Origin of the sequence: Nodularia harveyana UHCC-0300, from assembly GCF_034931085.1 — a bacterium.
Taxonomy (GTDB): Bacteria; Cyanobacteriota; Cyanobacteriia; order Cyanobacteriales; family Nostocaceae; genus Nodularia; species Nodularia harveyana.
Map to the genome: position 1 here is coordinate 52,731 of NZ_JAYGHG010000006.1, position 23,016 is coordinate 75,746.

A 23,016-nucleotide genomic window follows, 5' to 3' on the forward strand; every position below is an offset into this window, starting at 1 on the left:
ACTAGTTTGTCAAAATCCTATCGTGTAGCTATTTTGGGAGCCACTGGTGCTGTTGGGACAGAGTTGCTGCAATTACTAGAAAGCCGTAATTTTCCAGTAGCAGAGTTGAAATTATTGGCATCTGAGCGCAGTGTGGGGCGATCGCTCCAGTTTAAAGGCGAAGATTTACCAGTAGAATTAGTTAGCGATCGCACCCTAGAAAACATCGATTTAGTCCTAGCTAGTGCTGGCGGTTCCACATCCAAAACTTGGGCAGGTGTGTCCGTGGAAAAAGGTGCCGTAGTGATCGATAATTCCAGTGCTTTTCGGATGAACCCGGAAGTTCCCCTAGTTGTACCAGAAGTAAATCCCTTAGCTGCGGCTAATCACCAAGGTATTATTGCTAACCCTAACTGCACCACGATCTTAATGAGCGTGGCAATTTGGCCTCTGCATCAAATTAGTCCGATTAAACGCATTGTAGTTTCCACCTATCAATCAGCAAGTGGGGCTGGTGCTAAAGCAATGGCAGAGGTTAAAACCCAAGCCAGCGCCATATTACAAGGACAGGAACCAGTAGCCGAAGTTTTGCCTTACCCCTTGGCATTTAATTTATTCCCACATAACTCTCCGCTAAACGATTTGGGTTACTGTGAAGAAGAAATGAAAATGGTCAATGAAACCCGCAAAATCTTTGGTGACCAAGAAATTAGAATTACGGCTACTTGTATACGGGTTCCCGTACTTCGCGCCCATTCCGAAGCCATTAATCTAGAATTTGCCGACCCATTTAGTGCCGATGCCGCCAGAGAAATCTTAAGCCGTTCTCCTGGTGTAAAATTAATAGAAGATTGGGAAAACAATCACTTTCCCATGCCTATTGCCGCCACAGGTCAGGACGATGTTCTAGTAGGGAGGATTCGTCAAGATATTTCTCATCCATGTGGTCTGGAACTTTGGCTTTCCGGTGACCAAATTCGTAAAGGTGCGGCGTTGAATGCAGTACAAATTGCTGAGTTATTGGTAGAAAAAAATCTACTCAATCCAGCAAAAGCATACGTTTCTAGTCAGAAATAATCGCTAACTAGATTTTAGAAGAAGATATACAACAGTTTGTCAGTGAGTACAGTAATCAAAAGATAATTCATCACAGAGAAATACAGATAAATCTGTACTTTATACCCATAAAAACTAGTGAACAATGAATATCGGGATAGTAAACTAATTCGACCCAGTTATGTCTCTTAACTGATAACTGATAACTGATAACTGTTAAAAACCAAGAGGCTAATGAGGAGTGAAAACAGGGTGGGAGAATTTGGTAGAGTTTTAACTGCTATGATTACGCCGTTTAAAGCTGACGGCAGTGTTAACTATGATGTAGCGGCCGAACTAGCAGCGCATCTAGCCAACAACGGTACAGATACATTAGTAGTATGCGGGACAACAGGTGAATCACCTACCTTAAGTTGGGATGAAGAATACCAGTTGTTTGTGGAAGTGTTGCAGGCCGTGGACGGAAAAGCCAAGGTGATAGCAGGTTGTGGTTCTAATTCCACCAAAGAAGCGATCTCCGCTACCGAAAAAGCTGCTACAATAGGAGTACATGGTTCATTACAAGTTGTACCCTATTACAACAAACCGCCACAAGCAGGTCTATACCAGCACTTTCAAGCGATCGCGCAAGCTTGTCCAGAACTACCATTACTGTTATATAATGTCCCTGGACGTACTGGTCAAAATCTCAGTCCAGAAACCGTTGCCCGATTAGCAGAAATTAACAATATTGTAGGCATCAAAGAAGCTACTGGAAATTTAGACCAAGCAAGTGAAATCCGCCGCTTGACACCAAAAGAATTTCAGATTTACTCTGGAGATGATTCCTTAACCCTGCCCTTGTTAGCAATTGGGGCAACAGGAATAGTGAGTGTAGCTTCTCATCTGGTAGGGAATCAACTACAGCAGATGATTCAAGCTTTTAATGCCGGAAACATCGAAACTGCTACCGAAATTCATCTACAACTATTTCCTTTGTTTAAAGCATTATTTTTAACTACAAATCCTATTCCAGTTAAACAAGCGCTGAAACTTCAAGGTTGGGCAGTCGGTTCAAATCGTCTACCACTATGTGAAGCTGACTCAGATGTTAGTGATAAGTTAAAGGTGGTACTGGAAAATCTTAATTTAATCTAGATAGCAACTGGTTTATGAGTAACTTGTGGTTACTAGATATATATAAATAATGAGAAACATTTTCACTAGTTTGTATTTGAAATTTCTATGCTTTGTAGTTGAGTAAGGTATGGGATTTAAGAAACCACAGATAAGATAAGTCTGTATTTGATGATTAATACGAGAAGAGTTATATATGTAAAATCGTTTTCTTAAAGAAACAACTAAACCTCTCAATGAGAATTTAGCTGGTTTCACAATAGAAAGCTAGTATTCCCTTTCATAACGAGATTGCTAAATTTGAATTTATTAAAGCTGAAAAACCAACAACAATCCAAGGAAAAAATGGTAAATAACGAAACTAAATCCGCCCTAAAAATTATTCCATTGGGTGGTTTGCATGAAATTGGCAAAAATACCTGTGTTTTTGAGTATGAAGACGAAATTATTCTTTTAGATGCGGGATTAGCCTTTCCTACAAAAGGAATGCTAGGGGTCAATATTGTCCTGCCAGATACAACCTATCTCCGAGAAAATAGGCATAAAATTCAAGGTATGATCGTCACTCATGGTCATGAAGACCACATTGGCGGTATTGCTTATCACCTGAAGCAGTTTGATATACCTGTGATTCACGGACCAAGGCTAGCAATGGCTATGCTAGAGGGCAAACTAGAAGAAGCTGGAGTACGCGATCGCACTCAGCTAAGATCAGTTAAACCCCGTGATGTAGTCCGCATCGGTAAACATTTCTTTGTAGAATATATCCGCAATACCCACTCCATTGCCGATAGCTTCACCGTGGCTATTCATACCCCTTTAGGTGTAGTTATTCACACGGGAGACTTCAAAATTGACCATACACCCGTAGATGGTGAACACTTTGACTTACAAAGGCTAGCAGAACACGGCGAACAAGGTGTGCTTTGCTTATTGAGTGATTCAACCAACGCCGAAGTACCAGGATTTACCCCTTCGGAACGGTCAGTTTACCCCAACCTAGACAGGGAATTTGGTAAAGCCACCGGACGTTTATTTGTCACTACCTTTTCCTCCAGTGTGCATCGCATCAACATGATTTTGCAATTAGCGCAGAAGCATAACCGCGCAGTGTCGGTGGTGGGTCGTTCCATGCTGAATTTAATTGCTCATGCCCGCAACCTGGGTTACATCAAGTGTGATGATAGTCTATTTCATCCCTTGCACGCAGTCCGGAATATGCCAGATGAAAAGGTACTGATTTTGACTACTGGCTCTCAGGGTGAAACAATGGCAGCCATGACCCGCATTGCCAACAAAGAACACTCCCAAATCAAAATTCGCCCAGGAGATACAGTCCTATTCTCTGCAAACCCGATTCCTGGCAATACTATCGCTGTGGTTAACACCATTGATAAATTGATGATTCAGGGAGCGAAAGTCGTGTATGGAAAGGACAAAGGCATTCACGTTTCTGGTCACGGCTGTCAGGAAGAACAAAAACTGATGATAGCTTTAACTCGTCCCAAATTCTTTGTGCCATTTCATGGTGAACATCGAATGCTAGTGAAGCATTCGGAAACTGCTCAGAGTATGGGTATTCCTCCCGAAAATATGGTAATTATCGAAAACGGTAATATCGTAGAGTTAACCGAAAATTCTATCGGTCTGGCTGGTAAGGTAGCATCTGGAATAGAGCTTGTAGATACCACCAGTTCTGGTATGGTGAGCGATAAAGTCTTGGAAGAACGACAACGGATGTCTGAAGAAGGCATTGTTACCATCGCTGCCGCCATTGATTGGAACGGTAAACTGATGGCTAAAGTGGAAACTCATCTACGAGGTGTAGTTACCAATGTAGAGCGATCGCTTGTGCAGAAATGGGTACAACAGCGTATTGAAGAAATGCTAACTGTCCGTTGGTCAGAATTTGCTCAGATTCGTGAAGGCGAAAAACCAGAAGTAGACTGGGGTGGATTGCAAGGGATGTTAGAGAGAGAATTACAACGCTCTATCCGTCGAGAATTGCAATGTCAACCAACTGTAACTTTGTTGATGCAAATTCCCGAAGAACCACCTGCAAAGGTCTCTGATGGTAGAAGACGGCGGACTCGCACTACAGCTCAGGTAGCATCTTAATCAATCAGACCGAAAATAATGGGATACAAGCCCCGTCACTTCGACAGGTGTTACAGTGAGCCTGCGATGCCCTGAGCCTGTCGAAGGGTCGAACTACTCAGTGCATCGCCTTCTAGGACGGCTTTATGTGAAAGTTTGGGCATAGTCGCCATAGGGCATTGGGAGACTTTAAACGGACATGGAGGGACGATAAGACCACTTGTGGCCTGTTCCAGCGAAGTGTCAAGGAATCCTCGCTTCTTTAGGACGAGGAGGTATGTCAAATACTCCTCAGATTGTCCAAGTTGCAGTGATCAATAATAGTATTTTGATTTCGCCTGGGACAGAAACTGATCCTCGCACTGAACAAAACCCCTGGTGGGTCTGAAGATCAAAGAATTAATATGGAACCCATTCGTATTTTTTATTTTTCGGATATTCTCTGTATTTGGGCTTATGTTGCTCAAATCCGTCTAGATGAGTTGAAAAAAACCTTTCAAGAAAAGATTGCCATAAAACACCACTTTGTCCCTGTTTTTGGTGTTTCTCTAGAAAAGCTGGAGAACCGATGGCGAGATCGGGGGGGATTGCAAGGATACAGTGATCATGTTAAAGAGGTTGCTAAAAAGTTTGATCACATCAGCCTTCATCCTGATATTTGGACTAAGGTGACACCAGTATCATCGACATCTTGTCATTTGTTTCTCCATGCCATTCAATTAGTAGAAATGAAGGGTTTGGTAGACCTAGATAGACAGGTATTTGAAAAAGCAACTCAGGCATTTCGGGAAGCGTTTTTTACCCGACTAGCAAATGTTTCTGACCGCAAGGTGCAATTTGAAATTGCAGAGGAGTTAAAACTCCCGATCGCAGCTATACAAGCTGAGATTGATAGTGGTGAGGCTTATGCTCAACTATCTCAGGATTTTGAATTAGTCAAAGAGCTTATGGTTACAGTCAGCCCTACCCTGATTTTTAATGAAGGACGGCAGAGACTCAATGGGAATGTCGGTTACCGAGTTATGGAAGCTAATATCCGTGAGTTACTACATAATCCTCCGGGAGAACAATCTTGGTGTTAAGAATGTTGAGCGATCGCCAAAAATTCTTAGGGAGTTGGAAGTAGGTAGTACAGGCGAATAAACTGTTAGGGCGTGTCATTCCGGTTACTCAACTTGCGATCGCCTATGGATTCCATACTGGTGACACCTATTTGATGACACACCCTATTACTTTGATTTGTGATATTTATACTTACTCGCAATAGTCGCAGGTTTTTATTATATTAAGTTTTGTAACGATTACATAGAAATCTGTCAAACGACAGATGACTTTATTAAAAGTTAAGATAGTTATAAATAATGTTCAATTATTACACGACCGACACTGCAAAAATTGCGATTAACTTGGTGTAGTAATAAGTTAGATTCTGGTGTAAGTGGTGACTAGAACATCTATTGTGACTCAGCCAGGAAAGGATTTTTCCGGTAAAGGTAATTTCCACATAATCAGTTTTTTTACCTTTTTTCCTATCTCCTGTTTCCTGCTATAGCTATATAACTTCCTGGGATTGCACTGTAGGTCTGACTTTCTAATCGCTTTTCGTGAAGTCAGGGTAAAATTTTTCTATCCTTTTGATTTACTAGGATTTTTTTGATACATGGGAATAGTAATAATAAACTCTGTTCCTTGACCCAATGCAGAGACAAATTCCAATGAGCCACCATGTTTTTGAGTAATAATTTGGTAGCTAATTGACAAACCTAATCCTGTGCCTTTACCTATAGGCTTAGTAGTAAAGAAAGGTTCAAACAGCCGCTTTTGCACTTGCTCTGATATTCCTATCCCGCTATCAACAATTCGTATAATAAGTTGCCCTATTGAGGATATTTCAGTCTGGATAAATATACTAGGAGGAATTTTTTTTATTTCCTCAGTTGTTATTTGAGCATTTCTTTCTTCTATTGCATCTATTGCATTACTAATAATATTGATAAATACCTGATTTAGCTGACCTGCATAGCATTCTATTAGCGGCAGGCTACTATATTCTTTTATGACTCTTATTTCTGGATAATCTGGGTTGCCTTTCAGTCGATTTTGCAAAATCATTAAAGTACTTTCAATTCCTTCATGAATATCAACTGCTTTATATTCTGACTCATCCATCCGCGAGAAACTTCGTAGAGAAGTGACAATTGTTTTAATACGCTCTGCCCCTATTTTTACTGATGAAAGCAGTTTTGGTAAATCTTCTACAATAAAATCAAGGTCTATGGCTTCAGCTTGTTCTTTAATTTCAGGTAAAGGATGGGGATAATTTTTTTGATAGAGGTTGAGTAGGTGCAGTATTTCTTCCATATAGTCGTAAGCAGGTGTTAAGTTTCCATAGATAAAATTAACAGGATTATTGATTTCATGGGCAACTCCTGCAACTAATTGACCAAGAGAAGACATTTTTTCACTCTGAATTAGTTGTGACTGAGTACACTGTAGTTCTTTTAATGTGTTCTCTAACTCCTTAGTTTGCTGCTGTAGTTTTGCTTCTGATTTCTTTAAAGCTAATTCAGCTTGTTTTCGATCAGTAATGTCACGGACAACTGCGAGTCCATGAGTCTTACCATTGTATATGCAACATGTTCCTGTAACCTCAACATCAATTAAGTTTCCATTTTTTGTAATATTCACTGCCTGACAATAAAAATATCCAGTTATCCTCAAAGTTTCAATATATTTTTCAAATAAATGTAAAGATTCTGGATGTACATAACCAGTGGGAGAAATTTCCTTTAATTCTTGCAAGGAATACCCCAGCATCCGACAAGTTGCCGGATTGACTTCAACCAGTCTTCCTGTTTCTAAATCATCAATAAAAATGCTATCATTAACTGCTTCAAAAATACTACGATATTGCGCTTGTTGTTGATACAGATTTTCTTCTGTTTGTTTTTGCTCTGTGATATCACGAAAAACAATCAAACCCCCTTTTAATTTTCCATCTCTATCTTTAAGGGGATTACTGTTAACCTTTAACCATATTCCTTCTGGTGCTTGATTACGATAAACAAACATTTCTACATCCTTGCAATTCTTACCCTGAATTGCTGTTTTTAGAGGTAGTTCATTTGTCGGAAAGGGTGTTGTTTTATCATTCTTAAACCATTTATGTTGCTTTGACCAATCCTCTTCTCTTATATTGTTAGTCAGATCATCAAACATTTCTAGTGCAGCTGAATTAAATAAAAAAATTCCTCCTTTATTATCAGCAATAATTACCCCATCACTCATAGAATTTAAGATTAAAAGTGAAAGGGTCGGGTCTTGTTCGGAAATATATTCGACCATTGAAATAACTCCCATAATTTTTTCTATAAATCATTTAAAGGAGTTGTTTTGCCTTTGACAGCTAATAAATTTAACTTATTTAGTATAGTTTTTATTAGTTTTGTTCCAGAATTATTGAATGTCAATTGCATAACTCACCCCAAGAGTAAGGATTCTACATTAATAAAAAATAGCAGAAAAGTAATTATAGCTAGAAAGTTAGCAATAGAATTTTTGCAGTTTCTGCCCATAATGTTAGATATTTTTCTGCTTTTATTATTTAGGTTTTTTTCATAGCATAATTATGGAGCGGGTAGAATGTCTACTCCATAATTATCATTTGTTGTCGAAAGTTCTCTAAATTACTTAAACTACAACTTTTTCTAAAATTAGCTTAGAACGTTTTACTTGCTCAGGAATTGTCACAGGATAATTGCCAGTGAAGCAAGCTGAACAGAAACTATTGGTATCTTCTTGGGTTGCTTCGAGCATTCCCTCCCAGCTGAGATAAGCAAGGCTATCTACACCCAATTGTTCGGCAATTTCTGCTACGGATTTAGTAGCCGCAATTAGTTGATCTTGGTTATCAGTATCGATCCCGTAAAAGCAGGGATGTGTGACTGGTGGAGAAGAAATCCTCATGTGTACTTCTGCTGCACCTGCTTCACGCAAGGCTTTAACAAGTTTCCGGCTTGTTGTTCCCCGGACAATGGAATCATCGACAATAATTACTCGTTTACCCACCAACACGTCTTTGAGGGGGTTGAGTTTCATGCGAATCCCGGTTTCGCGCATGGATTGTGTGGGCTGAATAAAAGTCCGCCCTACATAGCGATTTTTAATTAATCCTTCCCCATAAGGTACACCAGATGCTTGGGAAAATCCAATAGCCGCAGGTATTCCCGAATCAGGAACACCAAAGACAATATCTGCATCTACAGCCGATTCTGCTGCTATTTGTCGCCCTAGTCTTATGCGATAGGTATACAAACTTTCGTTGTGCATGATGCTATCAGGACGTGCAAAGTAAATCATTTCAAAGATACACAACTTACGCTCTGGTTTTTGAATCCAATGATAGGAAGCTAAACCTGCTTCAGTAATCCAAACTAATTCCCCTGGTTCTACATCGCGTAAGTATTCGGCTCCAATGATATCTAAACCACAAGTTTCTGAAGACAAGACGTAACGAACTGGATTACCGGGTAAAGTCCCAATGACTAAGGGTCGGATACCATGAGAATCACGAACACCCATGACACCTACGGGAGTACCAATCACTAAGCTAAAAGCTCCTTCGCATCGGTGAAAGGCTTGAATAGATCCTTCTAACCAATCTGCACCAGCGTTAACTGCTTCGGCGATCGCAAAGGCAATCATTTCTGAGTCTGTGGTTGTAACTAAATCGACATTAGTCTCCAATAACTGTTCACGTAACTGTACAGTATTGACTAAATTACCGTTATGTGTAAGAGCAAGTGAACCTAGTCGGGTTTCCACCACCACTGGCTGGGCATTATCTCTGCGGCTAGAACCCGTGGTGGAATAACGAGTGTGACCAACAGCCAAATTTCCAGGCAAATGATCTAATATCGACTCATTAAAGACTTGAGACACTAGGCCCATATCTTTGTGCAGATGTACTTTTTCATCCTCAAAAGTCGCAATACCAGCTGATTCTTGACCCCGATGTTGCAGGGCATACAATCCAAAGTAGGTCATTTTCGCAACATCTTCCTCTGGTGCGTAAATGCCAAAAACACCACAAGCTTCTTCTGGCTTGTCCGGTTGATGTTCTTGACTATTAATTGGTTGTGTTACCTGATTGGGGTATTCATCCGATAGCTTACTTGGCGTAGCCATAGTAACAGAATGGATGGGAATCATTGGCTATTGCTCCTGGTTGGGGTGTCAAGTCAGAATAATCTGTAATTCATAATTAGCGATTCGTAATTGCTACTCCATCAATAAACTGAGTGAGTGATGCTACATTCTGATCATGAATTAATTACGAATTACCCATTACAAATTAGTAATTATTTAGTCACTGGGATTATGTCGCTGGATAGTTGCCAAATCCTTAACGACTCTTTAACCATCTATTAAAACAGTAGCGTAATTCTGTTCACAGAGGTTAATGATCACGGTATCGGGAATAAAAAAGTTAATTGGGAGTATTCTTCGGTTTAGCAAGACGGTTGGAGATCGCGTGGAAATAGCGATCGCGCATCTGTTCCATACTAACTTTGATTAAGGTTTGGTTATCAGAAGTTAAAATTGCCAAACCCACCTCAGAACTGCCCAAATTTTTTACCATACCGATTTTTTGCCAACATTCTGCTAAGTGTGACTGTAAATAGGATTCCCATTTTTCTTGTGCTGATGAACTTACCGAAACTAAAATTCTCGCCCCACCTTCACCAAACAGCACCTCATCCACACGTTGTAACTGATTTTCTAAGATGTCGATCTGAACTTCCGCCCCTAAATTCCCAGCCAGACAAGATTCCGCCAAAGCCACAGCAACTCCCCCCTCAGCCGAATCATGGGCTGAACCTATCCAACCGGCCCGAATACCTTCCCGGCAAACTTCCTGCACACGACGTTCCAAATCAAAATCTACCCGTGGCGGTCTTCCAGCTACAGTATTGTGAATAGTCGCTAAATACTCAGATGCACCCAAACTAATGGAGGATGTCAGAGGTAAACCCAAAAGATAAATCAGATCACCTGCGGCTTGCCAACCTTGACCACAAATTTTAGTTAAATCAGGAATCAATCCCACCATACCCACCACAGGAGTCGGATAAATCGGTTGAGGATTACCTTCCGAATCAAAAGTTTCATTGTATAGAGAAACATTTCCACCTGTAACTGGTGTAGCAAATTCCAGACAACCTTCAGACAAACCGCGACAAGCCTCAGCCAATTGCCAGTAACCAATGGGTTTTTCTGGACTGCCAAAATTGAGATTATCTGTCACCGCCAGAGGTTCAGCACCCACACAGCTAAGATTCCGGGCAGCTTCAGCCACCACTGCCTTTGCTCCCTCGTAGGGATCAAGATAAACATAGCGAGGATTACAGTCTACAGTCGCTGCTACTCCAGATGTAAAACTCTCAGGTGATGATTTTTCATTTTCTGGTTTTTCTAGGGGACGTAACCGCACCACAGCCGCATCTGCACCCCCTGGCAATATCACAGTATTATTCTGTACTTGATGGTCATATTGGCGATAGACCCAACTTTTAGAAGCGATCGTTGGTGTATCCAGCAAAGTTAACAGAATATCATCCCAAGATTGCAGTTTTCCTTGAACTTCAATCCCCGCAGTTGTTCCAGCAGGCAAAGAATCAGGCGACCATTTCCAAGCTTCACGGGCATACTCTGGTGGTTCCGCCAACAATTCTCGTTCATAAAGGGGGGTATTTTCCGCCAACGCCTCAGCCGGAATTTCTGCGGCTACTTCACCCTGGAATAAAATCCGCACAATGGGTTCAGCAATCACCGTACCGGCAACCACAGCATGAAGTCCCCAACGCTGAAAAATATCAATTAGCTCTTTTTCCCGCCCCTTATGGGCAACAAACAGCATTCTTTCCTGAGACTCCGATAGCAGATATTCATAGGGAACCATTCCTAGTTCCCGCACAGGAATTTTATCTAAATCGAATTCAATCCCCACACCACCTTTAGCCGCCATCTCTGATGTTGAACAGGTGATCCCCGCAGCACCCATATCTTGGGCGGCTACAACTGCACCAGTTTTAAAGGCTTCTAAACAAGCTTCAATTAAAGACTTTTCGATAAAGGGGTCGCCTACTTGCACAGCCGGACGGTTATCTAGTGATTGGTCGCTTAATTCTGCACTAGCGAAACTTGCGCCTCCCATACCATCGCGTCCGGTGGTAGAACCAACATAAAGCACCGGGTTTCCTAAACCAGAAGCCCCAGATTTGACAATTTCTGGCGTTTCCATCAATCCCAGCGCCATCACGTTCACCAAGGGATTACCAGAATAAGCTTTATCAAAGTAGACTTCACCGCCCACAGTGGGAACTCCAACGCAATTACCATAATGGGAAATTCCCGCGACAACACCTGTAAATAACCGTTGGGTTTTGGGATCATCTAAAGAACCGAAACGTAAAGAATTTAATAAGGCTATGGGACGCGCCCCCATTGTAAAGATATCTCTGAGAATCCCACCGACACCAGTACCAGCGCCTTGGAAAGGTTCAACGGCTGAGGGGTGGTTATGAGATTCTATTTTAAATGCTAATTGTCGTCCGTCGCCGATATCCACAACCCCAGCATTTTCACCAGGACCTACCAGGATGCGGGGGCCAGTGGTGGGGAACTGTTTGAGTAAAGGGCGGGAATTTTTATAACAGCAATGTTCTGACCACATGACCCCAAACATACCTAGTTCAGCTTTGTTGGGATGTCGCCCTAAGCGTTTGACAATTTCTCTATATTCTTCTGGTTTGATGCCTTCTGAGGCGATTTCTTGGGGAGAAAACGGATTTTCGGAAATGCTGGTCATGGAAGTTATGCACCAAGAGGACAGATGATCATTTTATCTGGTTACTACTCCTGTGGGTGCAGAATTATTGAGATCAAGAAGTTGAAAAAGTGATCAGTGAAAATTGGTGTACCCCTACTTTTCTTTAGATTTCTTTAATGATTTTATTATACATAATTTGTTTTAATGACTAAATATGGTTAAATATGACTAAATAAGAGCAATAATGAGCGAAATACAGATAAAGCCGTCTCACAAAAATCAACCTGGTAAAATTGTTGTCAATGCTGATGAATGGACTTTAAGCAATAATGGGTTTGCAACAGCTCCTGATACAGCAACTTTTGTTATTAATATTGCTAAATGGTTCACTAACGGTCGTAATACAGGGAAATTCTATGCCTATTCGACTAACTTTGGTTTGAAAGAATCATCGTTGGCACAGACAATGACTAACGCTGGTTATATATGGATTGTTGGTAAGGGTATTAAATTAGATTTACAGACTTTGTTCACTTTTGATGGTATTTTTCTTTGTGGAGATTTGGTTAATAATGAACTGCTAATTGATTATGTTAAAGCTGGGGGAAATGTTTATCTAGGTGCTGGTAAAGGTTGGGGTGGAGCGCAAGCGGAAGCTGAAGATTGGCGTACTTTTCTGAATGCTTTTGGTTTCAAATTCTTGGGTGCATATAACGGTATTGGTGGTAATCAAACTGTGAATAGCTCTCATCCGATTTTTGCAGGAGTGAAAGCGATTCTACAAAATAATGGTAACTCCATTGTTGATTTAGATGCTACTACTCAAAATAATCAGATTATTCTGACTCATGCTAATGGAAAAGGGCTGATTGGTACTTTTGCGGGTTCTGAAGCACAAGCAGAAACAACAACATCTGATAAATCCAAATCTCAACCAAAACCAGAACCGATAACATCTGATAAATCCAAATCTCAACCAAAACCAGAACGGATAACATCTGATAAATCCAAATCTCAACCAAAACCAGAACCAATAACATCTGATGAATCCAAATCTCAACCAAAACCAGAAACAACAATATCTGATGAATCCGAATCAGAGGAAGTTATTAATGAGTTTGTACAAGCAGAAACCACTTGCATAGCCACAGGATTAGTGCTTATTTCTAATATCGTATATAAAGCCCAAGTCAAGCGGACTCAAGCCGATGAATACATCGAAATTAGCAATAAAGGGACAACAAACGCCGATTTATCTGGTTGGAAAATTATATACGGTTCAAATCAGAAACAATTCTTTACTTTCCCGGCGGAAACAACTTTAATAGCAGGTGAAAGTTTCCGAGTTTATACTAATCAGGTACATCCCGAAACCGGCGGTTTCAGTGTAGGGAGTCGCACGGCCATTTGGAAGGATACAGGGGATGAAGGTAAACTATTTGATGCTGAGGGAAATCAGGTTTCTACTTTAGCTTATGGTATGAGCGGTATCCCCGGCATTAAAGCTGAGTTAGGTGTACCAAAACTGGTCATTGAGGCCAGCCCTTTGGGAATCAAGAAACAGATGGCATTCCCAGGAAAAATCACCTTTACCGAGGCCTTGAAACTGGCAATTAGTAATTTATTGGAAGATGACAATGATATTGAAAGTCCTCTGGGTTTGATTGTCAACGATCCCGGTGCATATAATTTGCCTCAAGATGTAGATAAAGCGGCAGTGATTGAAGTCCTGCGTTCTCAACTAAACCAACCTACTAGCAAACTTTTATTGCATACTTCCAAGATTGGATATGCGCCAAAAAATGGCGAAACTATTAAGGATAACTGGATATTCCAGTTAGATATCAATGACGGTAGCCTACATTGGGCAATTATTGATCGCTCTGGGGTTAAGGCTCCTTACAATTATCGTTTCAGTTAGAAACTGGAATTCAGATAGAATAATGGCGATCGCACTTAAATCATGCGATCGCCAGTCGTTTTATAATACATTCATGCCAATAAATCAACGAAAGTATGTAGCTGACTAATTTAGTAAATGAAGCTTCCTTGCTCAACTACTTTTTGCATTAGCTCATAAAAAGAACGATAGCGATTTGCACCTGGAAGCTTATTACCAAAGTGCCATGCTTCTAACTCTTCATCATCAAAAAGTACATCAGGAATTAGCAAAAGAATATCGCCATCATCACTGTCACTACTAATTTCTAAGGCGTTTTGTAAATATTCACATCTTAAATGAATACAATCTTGTTCCTCACCATAGGCAAAGTATAAATTATCGGGAACGCTGGGTCTTTCGTCAGTGTATGGAACCCAAGCATCAATCCAGTTCTGATTTCTGGTGGAAAACCATTCTAATTCTTCTGTTGACCAAAGCTTGATGTCTGTCCAGTCTGAATTTCGCCAACCGTTAGAAACTTTCAGAAATTCTCGGTAGGAAGTTGGAAATTTAATGCCTAAACGCTTCTCAGCAGTGATAATCTGTTGTTCTGTTGCTCCTGGATAACCCAGCCAACCAGATTGACGGAGTTCGGGTGTAAGTTTAGGTTCTCTGGTTATATCATCCCTGCACTCTTCTATGTCATATTCAATGAGTTTTAAACTGAATTCTTTAAGCAGGTTCTCCCAATCAAATTGAGCCATGTATTTTGCCAAAAGACATTTTATATTTTATCAGGACTGATGCCAATGGCAGAATAGGCTTTCACACTCCCGTTAAATTTCTGGTAAAATTTCCCCACACTTGTTTCATAACCTGACAGATATTTTGCCAAAGCTATGACCAAGTATGGGGAGGTTATGATCAAACAAGAAATCTTATGGTTTTAATACCTTACGATCCAAAATTCAACACTAGTTTGATTAGGACATTGCTTGAATGATGTAATCAAAGTAAGGTGCTGCTTGGGCTGCATCTTCTGCGCTCAGTAAGTCAATAGAGGCTGTTTTTAAGGCAGTGATCGCTTCTACCATTCCTGGTACGGGAACACCTAAAGAGTTGTACATTTCTCGTACACCAATTAAACCAATTTTTTCAATTGGGTCTTTGTCACCAGCAAGTACGCCGTAGGTAATTAGGCGCAAGTACCAGCCAAAGTCACGGATACACAAAGAACGCTGACGCTCACCGTAAGCATTACCGCCGGGTGCGATAAAGTCTGGGCGCTTTTGCCAAAGTTTTTTGGTGGCTTCTTGAACAATCTTTTTTTCGTTCTCGGCTAAGGTCGCAGCAATGCGGGTGCGTTGAACACCGGTTTGCAAATATTCTTTGATGCTTTTGAGTTCGCCACTGCTGGGATAACGCAGTTGGTCGTCGGCTTGGAGAATCACTTGGCTAATGACAGTCATAATTATATGCAATCACGCGAAATATTATTTGCTAGTTTACCGAGTCTGAGGTACACAAAGAAAGGAATATTAAGAATATGTAGGGATAGGGGGGAAGAAGCAGGGGAGCAGGGGAGCAGGGAGCAGGGAGCAGGGGGGAGAAGACCGTAACTTCAATGACTAATGAGTAATGGCTAATAACTAATGACTAAACAACAGGGTGAGTTAATTGAGATTGCGATCGCCGACCTGAGTAATACGGGTGAAGGTGTGGGACGCTGTGAGGAACTGGTGGTTTTTGTTCCTGATACTGTTCCAGGCGATCGCGTCATAGTACGCTTAGTACACGTTAAACCTAAATATGCTCACGGAAAATTGCATGAGCTATTAGAAAGATCCCCTCATCGAGTCCGACCGAATTGCATTGTGGCTGATAAATGTGGTGGTTGTCAGTGGCAACATATTAACTATGAATATCAGCTAGTAGCTAAACATCATCAAGTTATCCAAGCTCTACAACGTATTGGCGGTTTTAGTGATATCACAGTTGATCCCATACTACCGACATCAGGATCTTTGGGCTATCGCAATAAAGCTACTTATCCTTTGGGAATATCCGCCACAGGTCAGGTACAGGCTGGTTACTACCAAAAAGGTAGCCATCAATTAGTGAATTTGAATCAATGTCCTGTCCAAGATGCACGGTTAAATCCTTTATTGGCTGAAGTTAAGCAAGACATCCAACAGCGCAGGTGGCGAATTTACGATGAACGCAAACACCAAGGACAAATCCGCCATCTGGGTTTACGCATTGGACGGCGGACAGGAGAAATGTTATTGACTCTAGTAGTCAAGGAGTGGAATTTACCAGAAATTGAAAATCAGGCACAGGAATGGTTAAAGCGCTATCCCCAATTGATGGGTGTGTCGTTAAATCGCAATAGCGATCGCACCAATGCCATTTTTGGCTCTCAAACTCGTTGTATTGCTGGCGTTCCCTACCTAACGGAAAAATTCGCTGATTTAGAATTTCAAGTCCTTCCAGATACCTTTTTCCAGGTCTATACAGAAGCCGCAGAAGCACTATTACAGGTGATTCAGTCAGAACTCAATCTTCAAGGACAAGAGTTGCTAGTTGATGCTTACTCTGGTATCGGGACTTTAACTTTACCTTTAGCAAAACAAGTCCGCCAAGCCATAGGCATAGAATTACAACCAGAAGCTGTACAGCAGGCAATTTTGAACGCCCAGCACAATCAAATTAATAATGTCACATTCCAAGTAGGAGCAGTAGAGAAGTTGCTCCCAGAAATGGAAATCATTCCCGATGTGGTGTTACTTGACCCGCCCCGGAAAGGATGCGATCGCGCCGTCATAGATTCTTTATTGCGATCGAAACCTTCACGCATAGTTTACGTCAGTTGTAAAGTAGCCACTCTGGCCCGCGACCTCAAATTGTTATGCCAAGACGGGCAATACACCATTACACGGGTGCAACCTGCTGATTTCTTCCCACAAACAGCCCACGTCGAAGCTGTGGCCTTTCTTGTACTATCAGATGGGTAGAGGAATATTGAATCTTTGCTAGGACTTACGCAGACTCTGCGTTTTCTTGGCGTTCTTGGCGGCTTGGCGGTTCAATAAATCAAGATTTTGGGCAATTTTTGCGTAAGTCCTGTTTGCAAAAAACTCAAATTTCAAATTCCTAGTCTAGTGCATACCAGGAATGCTAAAATTAGATCAACCTCAAAATAAAAACCATTTTGTGACCAAGATTAAAGTTACAACAACTCTAAACAACAAAGATAAGATTGTCTCAAGTAAAAATTGACAATAACCAGACAATCCTATTGATTCTGAGCAAAATTTCTAGCCCTTTTAGTTGCTAAGTAACTGCACAAGCAGTTGTTGTATATCTGTTTTATGTCCCAACAATCTCATCTCATAAATAGAGTTAATGCTCCCTAGCATTTTCAAAATTTTAGTATTTCCAGGCGCAAGTTTGAAGCCATCATGATCACCTCAAATTTTTATCAGGGTGCGTGTAATAGCAAACTGATGTCTAGCTAACTGAAAGCTACGGGGTTTCTCTAGTGATTACCATTTCCCTTCGTCCAGTTGGACGGCATTGGGGTACGATTAGTTTCGCCTCAACTCTTTATCTATGCCCAATTTTAGATTTACTGTTAGCGGAAATCCCCGCGACACTCCAAGGAGAACTGCGGCTAGGACTCCAAGAAGCCTTAGTCAATGCAGCCAAACACGGTAATAATCTTGATCCTAGTAAAACAGTTGTAGTCCGATTTTCATTAATAGATAATCAGTATTGGTGGGTAATATCAGACCAAGGTTCAGGCTTTATTCCTGCATCCCCTCATAATGAAGACCCCACAAATTATTTACCACCCGACGAGTCAGAAAATGGCCGGGGCTTATGTCTTCTACACCAAATTTTTGATCAAGTAGAGTGGAATCGCAAAGGTACAGAACTAAGGCTGTGTAAAGAAATGGAAAGTCGCCCCCGTTTGTCTTTGCGATGGCAAGGACTGGGAAAAAGCAGGGGTGAAGAGTGTAGGGTGTAGGGGAGAGAAAAAACTACTTATTCTGTACTCCTTTATCTCCATGACTGGGACAGGGAGGGGCGGAAATGGAACGATCCAACCAACCTACAGCTTGTTCTAATCTGACTATGGCTTCTTGTGGTTGGTTCTGAACTAGATACAAAACAGCTGCGGCAGCTTGTTCACTAGCACGAGAATTGCGGTTAGACTTGAGGCGATGCCAATCGTTAGGTGAAATGCTTAACCTTTCCATTAGGGCTTGGGCTAATTCTATAGTACTAACTTCATTCAATTGACTGCTTTTAGGAAGTTGGGTCGGTTGAGACATGATTTTAATTCCTGAGTGTGAGATCAACAAGCCATAAATAGCCTCTGTACAACCAAGGGCTAAATCAAGGTTAAAATTTGAAGTATTGACTAGTATTTAATCATAGTTTACTACTTCAAAATGAACCCGCCTAAACAATCACAGCCTTCAGGGGAAAGTCAGGAACCGGATTTCGAGCAAGAACTGGAAGAGGTGGAAACAGCGCTGTTCTCCTTAAAACAACGTTACAATCAGGTACAAAGCGATCGCCAAAAACAGGCAGAATCGCAACAGCGTCGCCAGGAATTGCAACAAAATAAACACCAGACACCAGCAATCAAAGCCGAATTACAGCAAATAAAACAGCAGTTAGAAGCCCTAGAAATCAACTTAGAAAGTCAGTTATTTTCTTGGCGTAGTCTCAAAAAACCCTTTTGGCAAGCCGTCCGCTTTGGTGGCATGGGAGTTATCATAGGCTGGATATTAAAATCCTATGCGGGATAATCTTAAATGTTAAGATTGTCTAATATCTGCCTTATATACATTGACAAAATAGCATTTATTTACTATGTTAAATCGACGAATTGCCGAAGTATTGCGGAGTGGTCAACCTGAAGATTCTCTGATAGTTAAAGGTTGGGTCAGAACCAAACGGGAATTAAAAGGATTTGCTTTTATAGAAGTAAATGACGGTTCATCACTAGCTAACTTACAAGCTGTAATTAATCAAGATTTACCAGACTACGAAGCTATTATTAAACAACTGAATACAGGTGCATCTGTGGAAGTCAGTGGGGTACTGGTGGCTTCTCAAGGTAAAGGACAGCGCATTGAATTACAAGCCGCAGCCGTGAAAGTCTACGGTGAAGCTGATCCCGAAACCTATCCTCTACAAAAGAAACGCCACTCCTTTGAATTTTTACGCACAATTGGACATTTGCGATCGCGCACTAACTCCTTTGGTGCAGTATTCCGAGTCAGAAACGCCTGTTCAGCCGCCATTCACGAATTTTTTCAACAACGAGGCTTTTTATGGGTACATACACCCGTAATTACCGCCAACGACTGCGAAGGCGCAGGGGAACTATTCAGCGTTACCAGCTTGGATTTAAAAAACATTCCCCGCACAGACAACCAAGCAATAGATTACACCCAAGACTTTTTTGGGAAACCCACATATTTAACAGTTAGCGGACAGTTACAAGCCGAAGTCATGGCCATGGCTTTTTCTAACGTCTACACCTTTGGTCCCACATTCCGCGCCGAAAACTCCAACACCTCCCGTCACCTCGCCGAATTTTGGATGGTCGAGCCAGAAATAGCCTTTTGTGACCTAGACGGTAACATGGATTTAGCCGAAGCATTTCTCAAACACATTTTTCAATATGTCTTAGAAAAATGCCCAGAAGACATGGAATTTTTCAACCAACGCATAGATAATACCGTTTTAGCCACAGCCGATAATATTATTAATAATCAATTTGAGCGCTTAACATATACAGAAGCAGTCAAATTATTAGAAACAGCCAAAGTCAAATTTGAATATCCCGTCAGTTGGGGCTTAGATTTACAATCAGAACACGAACGTTATCTAGCGGAACAACTGTTTAAAAAACCCGTAATTGTCACAGATTATCCCGCCGAAATCAAAGCCTTTTATATGCGGTTGAACGATGATGAAAAAACCGTCCGCGCTATGGATATTCTTGCACCGAAAATTGGCGAAATCATTGGCGGTTCCCAAAGAGAAGAACGCCTAGAAGTGTTAGAAAAGCGCATTTTAGCCCAAGGGATGCAACCAGAAGATTTATCCTGGTATCTGGATTTACGCCGCTATGGTAGTGTTCCCCATGCTGGTTTCGGCTTGGGTTTTGAAAGACTCGTACAATTTATCACAGGTATGGCAAACATCCGCGATGTCATTCCCTTCCCTCGCACACCTCAAAGCGCCGAGTTTTAGTAACTAAAATACTATGTTACGTGTAGGTTGGGTTGACGCAAGGAAACCCAACACTTTCTATTTCTTGAATTTGTTGTTCAATACTATTAATTTCTTGAATAATAATATTTCTCAAAGCTAAAACAAATCTATCACTATAAGCTCCTTGTTTAGAGAGAGTTTCTAGCACTTGTAATTGATTGAGTATTTTTTCTTGAGTTGTCATTTCAGGGCTTTCTTTTGATTGTTTAAGAAAAAATAGTGCTGATATAGCAGGGAGCAGGGGAGCAGGGAGCAGCCTTGAAACTCTTTAATTACAATGGTTTTATGATCCGTTCGTGTCCTAACCACCTTGGCGGTTGCTATAATATATAATTTATAGCATTTTCTAATCTGCTGAGTTACACCTTATTAATTCTTCTCTCTGCGCCTCTGCGGTCAGATTTCCATAAAAAAACAGCCACCTCCATGCGAGAAGCAGCTGTTTTTCAATTTATGTGACTACAGAATATTAGTAATCGAAGTCACCGCCACCCATACCACCGCCACCAGCAGGGGCAGCATCTTTAGGCTCAGGCTTGTCAACAATAATACATTCGGTTGTCAACACCATACCAGCGATAGAAGCCGCGTTTTGCAAAGCAGAACGGGTTACTTTAGCAGGGTCAACAATACCAGCTTCTAACAAGTCAACGAATTCGTTGGTTGCAGCATTGTAGCCGATGTTGAAGTCTTTCTCTTTCACACGTTCAGCAATTACAGCACCATTCTGACCAGCATTTTCAGCAATCCGTTTCAGAGGCGCAGGTAAAGCGCGAACGACAATCAAAGCACCAATTAACTCTTCATCTTTGAGATTAGCTTTTGCCCAAGTTTCTAATTCAGGAGCAAGGTGAGCTAGAGTTGTACCACCGCCGGGAACAATACCTTCTTCCACAGCAGCTTTGGTGGCGTTGATCGCGTCTTCTAGGCGTAGCTTTTTGTCTTTCATTTCGGTTTCAGTGGCTGCACCCACTTTCACCACAGCTACACCACCAGAGAGTTTAGCAAGACGTTCTTGCAGTTTCTCTTTGTCGTAGGAAGATTCGGTTTCATCCATCTGACGACGGATTTGCTCGCAGCGAGCCTTCACAGGGGCTTCGTTACCTTCAGCAACAATTGTGGTTGTGTCCTTGGTAATTGTGATCCGACGAGCTTTACCGAGGCTTTCGATTTTGGTGTTTTCTAGCTTCAAACCAGCGTCTTCGGTGATTAGTTGACCACCAGTTAGAACGGCGATATCTTCTAGCATCGCTTTACGGCGATCGCCAAAACCAGGAGCTTTTACAGCCGCAACATTTAGTACACCACGCAAGCGGTTAACTACCAAGGTTGCTAAAGCTTCTTTTTCAATATCTTCGGCGATAATCACCAAAGGACGACCAGCGCGAGCTACTTGCTCTAAAACTGGTACTAAGTCCTGTACTAAGGCGATTTTTTTATCAGTTAACAGCAGGAAAGGCTCATCAAAAACCGTTTCCATGCGTTCAGCATCGGTAGCGAAATAAGGAGAGATGTAGCCCTTCTCAAAGCGCATCCCTTCGGTAATTTCTAGCTCGGTGGTCATAGATTTCCCTTCTTCTAGGGAAATTACGCCTTCCTTGCCTACCTTGTCCATTGCTTGAGCAATCATCTGACCCACTTCTTCATCGTTACCAGCTGAAATAGCAGCAACTTGAGCAATGGATTTAGAATCTTCTACTGGACGGGCGTGTTGAGCAATCTTTTCTACCAAGAAGGCGGAAGCCTTATCGATACCACGCTTCAAGGAAATTGCATTCGCGCCAGCAGCAACGTTGCGTAAGCCTTCCTTGACCATAGCGTGAGCCAAAACGGTAGCGGTTGTAGTACCATCACCAGCCGCGTCGTTGGTCTTGGAAGCAGCTTGACGAATCAAAGCTACACCAGTGTTCTCAATATGATCTTCTAATTCGATTTCTTTGGCGATGGTGACACCATCATTAACGATTTGTGGTGCGCCAAATTTCTTTTCTAGGACTACGTTACGACCTTTAGGACCCAGGGTAACAGCTACGGCCTCAGCCAAGATGTCAATGCCTCGCTCCAGGGCGCGACGGGCGTTTTCGTTGTAAATAATGCGCTTTGCCATATATGTCTCTCAATTCAGGGAGTAAGTCAAACAATTTTGGATTTTAGATTTGCGATTTTAGATTGATGATTATTAGATTTATGAGCAGCATAAAGGCGTTGCTCAAACCAAAAAAACAATTTCATGATCCAAAATCTCAAATCTAAAACTGGTACGGTCAAACAATTTTGGATTAGGCGTTGGGCGTTGTTTTGCCCGACTGCGCTCAGTACAAGTCGCTCAGGGCAAGCCTACTCCTAATTCCCCATTAGTTAACGACTGCTAAAATATCTTTTTCAGAAAGCAGTACGTATTCTTCTGTGCCGAGCTTGATGTCAGTGCCAGCGTACTTGGAGTACAGCACTTTATCGCCGGTTTTAATGTCTAATTCCTGACGGCTACCATCGTCATTACGCTTGCCAGGGCCAAGGGCGACGACTTCGCCTACTTGGGGTTTTTCCTGAGCATTATCGGGTAGGTACAGTCCACCTGCGGTCTTTTCTTCGGGGGCGCTTACTTTTACGAAAACGCGATCGCCGAGGGGTTTAACTGTAGAAACGCTTAAAGTTACAGCTGCCATAATTATTTATTTTCTCCAGAGTTAGCACTCTCAACTCCTGAGTGCTAATCTACCCAAAAGCAGCATACAATGGCAACAATTACTTGAGTACG

18 protein-coding genes are annotated in these 23,016 nt (G+C 41.6%); 9 read left to right on the forward strand and 9 right to left on the reverse strand.

Annotated features, from left to right (window positions below):
• Positions 1-6 precede the first annotated feature (6 nt).
• From VB620_RS05960 to VB620_RS05975, 4 genes are all read left to right on the forward strand, one after another.
• Positions 7-1,056, forward strand: a complete 1,050-nt coding sequence (locus tag VB620_RS05960; RefSeq protein WP_323195225.1) for an aspartate-semialdehyde dehydrogenase — start codon at positions 7-9, stop codon at positions 1,054-1,056.
• Between the two features lie 231 nt (positions 1,057-1,287).
• The gene (gene dapA / locus VB620_RS05965; protein WP_323195328.1) at positions 1,288-2,172 is read left to right on the forward strand and encodes a 4-hydroxy-tetrahydrodipicolinate synthase; all 885 of its coding nucleotides are present in this window, start codon (positions 1,288-1,290) and stop codon (positions 2,170-2,172) included.
• 324 nt (positions 2,173-2,496) lie between these two features.
• Positions 2,497-4,269: a ribonuclease J gene (locus VB620_RS05970; RefSeq protein ID WP_323195226.1), complete on the forward strand. Its 1,773-nt coding sequence runs from the start codon at positions 2,497-2,499 to the stop codon at positions 4,267-4,269.
• A 383-nt stretch (positions 4,270-4,652) separates the two neighbouring features.
• Positions 4,653-5,330: a DsbA family oxidoreductase gene (locus VB620_RS05975; protein WP_323195227.1), complete on the forward strand. Its 678-nt coding sequence runs from the start codon at positions 4,653-4,655 to the stop codon at positions 5,328-5,330.
• A gap of 544 nt (positions 5,331-5,874) precedes the next feature.
• On the opposite strand, the gene VB620_RS05980 is transcribed toward VB620_RS05975, so the two are convergent.
• The 3 genes from VB620_RS05980 to purL form a co-directional block, all read right to left on the reverse strand.
• Entirely contained in the window at positions 5,875-7,608 is a 1,734-nt protein-coding gene (locus VB620_RS05980; RefSeq protein WP_323195228.1) for a PAS domain-containing sensor histidine kinase, read from the reverse strand.
• 330 nt (positions 7,609-7,938) lie between these two features.
• The gene (purF, locus tag VB620_RS05985; protein ID WP_323195229.1) at positions 7,939-9,459 is read right to left on the reverse strand and encodes an amidophosphoribosyltransferase; all 1,521 of its coding nucleotides are present in this window, start codon (positions 9,457-9,459) and stop codon (positions 7,939-7,941) included.
• Between the two features lie 277 nt (positions 9,460-9,736).
• Entirely contained in the window at positions 9,737-12,118 is a 2,382-nt protein-coding gene (gene purL / locus VB620_RS05990; RefSeq protein WP_323195230.1) for a phosphoribosylformylglycinamidine synthase subunit PurL, read from the reverse strand.
• 205 nt (positions 12,119-12,323) lie between these two features.
• Between purL and VB620_RS05995 the strand changes: the two genes are divergently transcribed.
• A complete protein-coding gene (locus VB620_RS05995; RefSeq protein ID WP_323195231.1) occupies positions 12,324-14,000 on the forward strand; it encodes a lamin tail domain-containing protein in 1,677 nt (558 codons plus the stop codon).
• Positions 14,001-14,110: 110 nt separating this feature from the next.
• Here VB620_RS05995 and VB620_RS06000 read toward each other — a convergent pair whose 3' ends face one another.
• Positions 14,111-14,725, reverse strand: coding sequence for an SMI1/KNR4 family protein (locus VB620_RS06000; protein WP_323195232.1), 615 nt, complete (start codon positions 14,723-14,725; stop codon positions 14,111-14,113).
• Between the two features lie 219 nt (positions 14,726-14,944).
• Positions 14,945-15,430, reverse strand: coding sequence for an allophycocyanin subunit alpha-B (locus VB620_RS06005; protein WP_323195233.1), 486 nt, complete (start codon positions 15,428-15,430; stop codon positions 14,945-14,947).
• A gap of 183 nt (positions 15,431-15,613) precedes the next feature.
• Between VB620_RS06005 and rlmD the strand changes: the two genes are divergently transcribed.
• Together rlmD and VB620_RS06015 are read left to right on the forward strand one after the other, a co-directional pair.
• Complete coding sequence (gene rlmD, locus VB620_RS06010) at positions 15,614-16,975, forward strand: 23S rRNA (uracil(1939)-C(5))-methyltransferase RlmD (protein WP_323195234.1); 1,362 nt, start codon at positions 15,614-15,616, stop codon at positions 16,973-16,975.
• A 527-nt stretch (positions 16,976-17,502) separates the two neighbouring features.
• Positions 17,503-17,991 carry an ATP-binding protein gene (locus VB620_RS06015; RefSeq protein ID WP_323195235.1) on the forward strand — a complete coding sequence of 163 codons (489 nt, stop codon included), beginning with the start codon at positions 17,503-17,505 and terminating at the stop codon, positions 17,989-17,991.
• Between the two features lie 13 nt (positions 17,992-18,004).
• Here the strand turns inward: VB620_RS06015 and VB620_RS06020 are convergent, their stop codons facing one another.
• Positions 18,005-18,298 (reverse strand): DUF6439 family protein, encoded by a 294-nt coding sequence (locus tag VB620_RS06020; RefSeq protein ID WP_323195236.1) that lies wholly within the window; start codon positions 18,296-18,298, stop codon positions 18,005-18,007.
• Between the two features lie 120 nt (positions 18,299-18,418).
• Here VB620_RS06020 and VB620_RS06025 point away from each other — a divergent pair, with 120 nt between their 5' ends.
• Both VB620_RS06025 and asnS read left to right on the forward strand, forming a co-directional pair.
• Positions 18,419-18,781, forward strand: a complete 363-nt coding sequence (locus tag VB620_RS06025) for a hypothetical protein (RefSeq protein WP_323195237.1) — start codon at positions 18,419-18,421, stop codon at positions 18,779-18,781.
• A gap of 64 nt (positions 18,782-18,845) precedes the next feature.
• Positions 18,846-20,237, forward strand: a complete 1,392-nt coding sequence (gene asnS / locus VB620_RS06030) for an asparagine--tRNA ligase (protein WP_323195238.1) — start codon at positions 18,846-18,848, stop codon at positions 20,235-20,237.
• Positions 20,238-20,253: 16 nt separating this feature from the next.
• Here the strand turns inward: asnS and VB620_RS06035 are convergent, their stop codons facing one another.
• The 3 genes from VB620_RS06035 to groES form a co-directional block, all read right to left on the reverse strand.
• Positions 20,254-20,442 (reverse strand): hypothetical protein, encoded by a 189-nt coding sequence (locus tag VB620_RS06035; RefSeq protein ID WP_323195239.1) that lies wholly within the window; start codon positions 20,440-20,442, stop codon positions 20,254-20,256.
• 285 nt (positions 20,443-20,727) lie between these two features.
• On the reverse strand, positions 20,728-22,365 hold the full coding sequence (groL, locus tag VB620_RS06040; protein WP_323195240.1) for a chaperonin GroEL: 1,638 nt from the start codon (positions 22,363-22,365) through the stop codon (positions 20,728-20,730).
• A gap of 247 nt (positions 22,366-22,612) precedes the next feature.
• Positions 22,613-22,924 (reverse strand): co-chaperone GroES, encoded by a 312-nt coding sequence (groES, locus tag VB620_RS06045; protein ID WP_323195241.1) that lies wholly within the window; start codon positions 22,922-22,924, stop codon positions 22,613-22,615.
• Between the last annotated feature and the right edge of the window lie 92 nt (positions 22,925-23,016).